This is a genomic window from Amphritea pacifica, from assembly GCF_016924145.1.
Classification (GTDB): Bacteria; Pseudomonadota; Gammaproteobacteria; order Pseudomonadales; family Balneatricaceae; genus Amphritea; species Amphritea pacifica.
This window is the reverse complement of the sequence record NZ_JAFFZO010000066.1, coordinates 1-3,468: the sequence shown is the minus strand read 5'-3', so window position 1 is coordinate 3,468 and position 3,468 is coordinate 1. Positions and strand designations below refer to the sequence as shown.

The window sequence follows — 3,468 nt, the reverse complement described above, 5'->3', positions numbered from 1 at the left end:
CTCAGCCTTTTCTTCTTCAGTAAGCACAATAGGGGTGGCAATTCGCATGCGATAAGTCCGATTCTCTCAGGGTATTTGAGCTGAGGATACATTAAGAATCATCAAGAGTGAAACACTACACTAGCTAGCCGAACTTGTTCTGCGGTCTAGCAGTCGCGAATCGACGTTCTGGTTATGTAGATCATAGTCGCCTCCTAAAACTTCTGCCTTAACCGGTTGATAACTTCAGATCCGGAGCTGACTTTACCCTGCTTAATATCTTCAAGGCCTGCTTCAATCTCAGCTTTCAGCGCCTGCTGTTGCAGAGTCCTGAGTTGCTCATACTCTCTGGCAGAGACAACAACGGCGACAGGTTTACCGTTTTTATTGATGCCAACAGGGGCATTTTGGGCTTTTAAAATCAGCTCGCCGAATTCCCGTTTGGCATCACTGGCGTTTAACACTTCCATAACCGCATCCAATAATTAAATTGATCATTTTGAGCATTATAGGTCGACTCACGAACAGTGACCAGAACGGAAATTATGTTTAATGTTGATGGAAAAGCCGTCGCTCGAACGTCGCTGCGCGACTGGCTCGTTGTTCATGGCTCGGAAATCAAAAGCCTGCGGGATGAATGCACGGCTAGGTTTTGTAGGAGACACGCTGCATACCCTCTGGGTACCTCGTGCCGATGGGGGAGTAGCCGTGGCTAGACGTCACTGCGTGACTTGCTAGTCGTTAGACGCGACTTCGTCGCTTGCTAGAAAAAGCCTGCTGAGTTTTTGATGGTGCTGGGATTATGTGGGAGGTACGCTGGTATGCCCTCTGGGTACCTCGTGCCGATAGGAGAGTAGCCGTTGCCTGAACGCCACTTCGCGACTTGCTCGTTGCTTATCTCGAAAGAGCAAAAGGCCATGCTCGTTTTGGGCAGGTCGTAGTGGCTCTGTTGTCTTTCGGGGTTGAGTTAAGCCTGGCCACGTAGTAAATTCGGCCTAAATGTTTTATAACTCTTCACCAAATTGTTCGCTCTATCATATTGTTGGTCATGAAGACCCGGGGAAATAGACGCAAGGCGTCTCACTGAAATGGATGTAATATGGATGCATTGCTCTTCTTGCTGTTTTTTATCCTGGTAGTCATTCTTAATGGTTCTTTTCAAATCCTGAGAGGCTTCGGTTCATTCAATGTAGATGACCGCTTAGCATTAGTCTGTCGGAAAAATAGCCCGCTGTTTCCCCCTGAGAAACCCTCCTTTTACGAAGTATTGCTAAAAGTGATCGATACAGAAATAAAACAGAATCCACTCGATGGCATAGGGCAACTCCCGTCACTGGTCTGCGGGAGCTCCAGCCAGACCGTCATTCCCGCCAATAGAGTCTTTAAGACTGGAGCGTTAGCCTGGAATGAGTGTTTACGTCCGATGAAGGCTAAGCCCCAGAGTGATGAAAACGTTACTTTGCCATTTTTGGAAAAGATAAACACAAAACCTGCTATTAAATCTCGCATTATGTTTGACAGCTTAAACTCTGAAAATGGAGTGATTCCAGAGGGAAGGATCGATGTTTTGACCAGGTGCTAAATAGCACCAGATCAAATTTATTAATAATTTAGTATTTCTAAATCAACTTTTTAAGGAAAACCAATGAAAAGTCTTCGTATTAAAATCAGGTATCTGCTTGGCTTTTGTCTGATCGCGTTTTTATCTGGTTGTGCAATGTCACCACCACAACCTGAGTTATATTTAAATGCCAATACTCTGTCTGAGAATGACATTAAAATCGGTATTTACTATGTTCCTCCTAAAGATAAGGCAACTACTCATATTTTGGGGGCCGACTGCCTTTTATGCTATGCAGTCGCGTCAGCATTAACCAGTGGGTTAGACACACATCTTGAAAGTGCTATCTCTACCGAAGAGCTGGATGCTATCAAAGATCAGGTTTACTCTAAATACTCTTCTCGCTTTCAAAATGTGAAGATGGTTGAGCTTTCTACCCCATTAGACGACTTCAAAGACTTCAAGGATCAGCTAGGCTTTGCAGATAAAGACTTAAGAGATATTAAAAGTCAGTTAGATATTGATGTACTTGTGGTGCTTGACTTACAGGCTTATGGCGCCTTCCGCAGCTTTAGTAACTACATTCCAAATGGCGACCCTAAAGGTTACCTTGCGGGCTTGCTCTATTCTGTAGATCTTAATAGTAATGAATACCTTCAGTATTTGAAAATTGATGCGAAGGTACAGCCAGGAGGTCCATGGGATGAAGCACCAGATTATCCCAATGTAACCACTGCTTATTATCAGGCTGTCGAAAATGTTAAGGTAAAAATTGATAAATCATTCTAATAAAGAGTGAGATTCGGAATGCGAGCGTTAATAGCTGCGTTAATATTCATTACCTTGAACGGGTGCGTTAGCGCACCCTATCGGGATGATTATACGACCCACGTAAATACCAGAGCTGAATCATATGATGGAAACGACCTTAAGTTTGTTCTGGTCGATAGTTCGTCAGTTGATATACGTGGCATTTATGCCAAGGATGATACAGCGTCGTCATCTCCAATGATGTATCAGGGCGGTGCCGGTCTTGTTGGGCTCCTGGCTCAGATTGGAACGCATGCATCATTAGTAAACTCACAAAGAAATAAAAAACTTTCTGCCGCTCAGGAGAAAGCCAACGGGGAAATATCCATGCTGATTAACCTGGCGCAAGGGATAGACCTGTTAGCTTTGCTCGAACAAACGGATTCTGGTCTGAGTAGCCAGGTTGAAACCAGCTCTTCGGTGGCGGTAGTTAATATCAAGCCCATCTTCTTTGCATCTCGTGCAATGGATAGGTTCTCTCTGAATACCATTGTCTGGATTGATGGTAGTAAAGAAAATGATAAGCCGACTTATCAGAATCTCGTTCAGGTTTTCAGCCCGAAACTCAGCGCATCACAAAGTGAACGTTTAGCTAATGGAGATAAACAGCTTTTATCTGGCATCATATCTACGCTACTGGATACTTCTCTCAGAATTGCTAGGGCTGATCTAACGGGTAAGTACGCAGACATTAACACCCCAGATAAGACCTATTTAGTCGAAAAGCATTTTGGTACAAAGGTGGTCAGAGGGGCTGTTGTCGATCAAACATGTGGGTATGTTGTGATACGCGATATAAGGTCATGGTTTATCGCACACTCTACAGAAGCTTCTATGACTAGTGCCTCTACAGAGGCAGCATGTGCTCGTAAACAGCACGAGAGTGGCTAGACGTCACTGCGTGACTTGTTAGTCGTTAGACGCGACTTCGTCGCTTGCTAGAAAAAGTCTGCTGAGTTTTTGATGGTGCTGGGGGGTATGTGAGAGGTACGCTAGTGTAGTGTTTCACTCTTGATGATTCTTAATGTATCCTCAGCTCAAATACCCTGAGAGAATCGGACTTATCGCATGCGAATTGCCACCCCTATTGTGCTTACTGAAGAAGAAAAGGCTGAGCT

At 44.4% G+C, this 3,468-nt stretch carries 4 protein-coding genes; 3 read left to right on the top strand and 1 reads right to left on the bottom strand.

Translation table 11 applies throughout. The annotated features are described in order from the left end of the window. Window positions 1-194: 194 nt before the first annotated feature. On the bottom strand, window positions 195-449 hold the full coding sequence (locus JW499_RS21325; protein ID WP_205212476.1) for a type II toxin-antitoxin system Phd/YefM family antitoxin: 255 nt from the start codon (window positions 447-449) through the stop codon (window positions 195-197). Between the two features lie 629 nt (window positions 450-1,078). Here JW499_RS21325 and JW499_RS21320 point away from each other — a divergent pair. The 3 genes from JW499_RS21320 (at window position 1,079) to JW499_RS21310 (ending at window position 3,241) form a co-directional block, all read left to right on the top strand. Then, window positions 1,079-1,561: a hypothetical protein gene (locus tag JW499_RS21320; RefSeq protein WP_205212475.1), complete on the top strand. Its 483-nt coding sequence runs from the start codon at window positions 1,079-1,081 to the stop codon at window positions 1,559-1,561. Between the two features lie 63 nt (window positions 1,562-1,624). Further along, entirely contained in the window at window positions 1,625-2,329 is a 705-nt protein-coding gene (locus tag JW499_RS21315) for a hypothetical protein (protein ID WP_205212474.1), read from the top strand. Between the two features lie 18 nt (window positions 2,330-2,347). Continuing rightward, window positions 2,348-3,241 carry a hypothetical protein gene (locus tag JW499_RS21310; RefSeq protein ID WP_205212473.1) on the top strand — a complete coding sequence of 298 codons (894 nt, stop codon included), beginning with the start codon at window positions 2,348-2,350 and terminating at the stop codon, window positions 3,239-3,241. The last annotated feature ends 227 nt before the right edge of the window (window positions 3,242-3,468 follow it).

What these genes read in the sequence shown, in the direction of transcription:
- JW499_RS21325 (WP_205212476.1), bottom strand. Translation starts at nt 449, where the DNA reads ATGGAAGTGTTAAACGCCAGTGATGCCAAACGGGAATTCGGCGAGCTG.
- JW499_RS21320 (WP_205212475.1), top strand. Translation starts at nt 1,079, where the DNA reads ATGGATGCATTGCTCTTCTTGCTGTTTTTTATCCTGGTAGTCATTCTT.
- JW499_RS21315 (WP_205212474.1), top strand. Translation starts at nt 1,625, where the DNA reads ATGAAAAGTCTTCGTATTAAAATCAGGTATCTGCTTGGCTTTTGTCTG.
- JW499_RS21310 (WP_205212473.1), top strand. Translation starts at nt 2,348, where the DNA reads ATGCGAGCGTTAATAGCTGCGTTAATATTCATTACCTTGAACGGGTGC.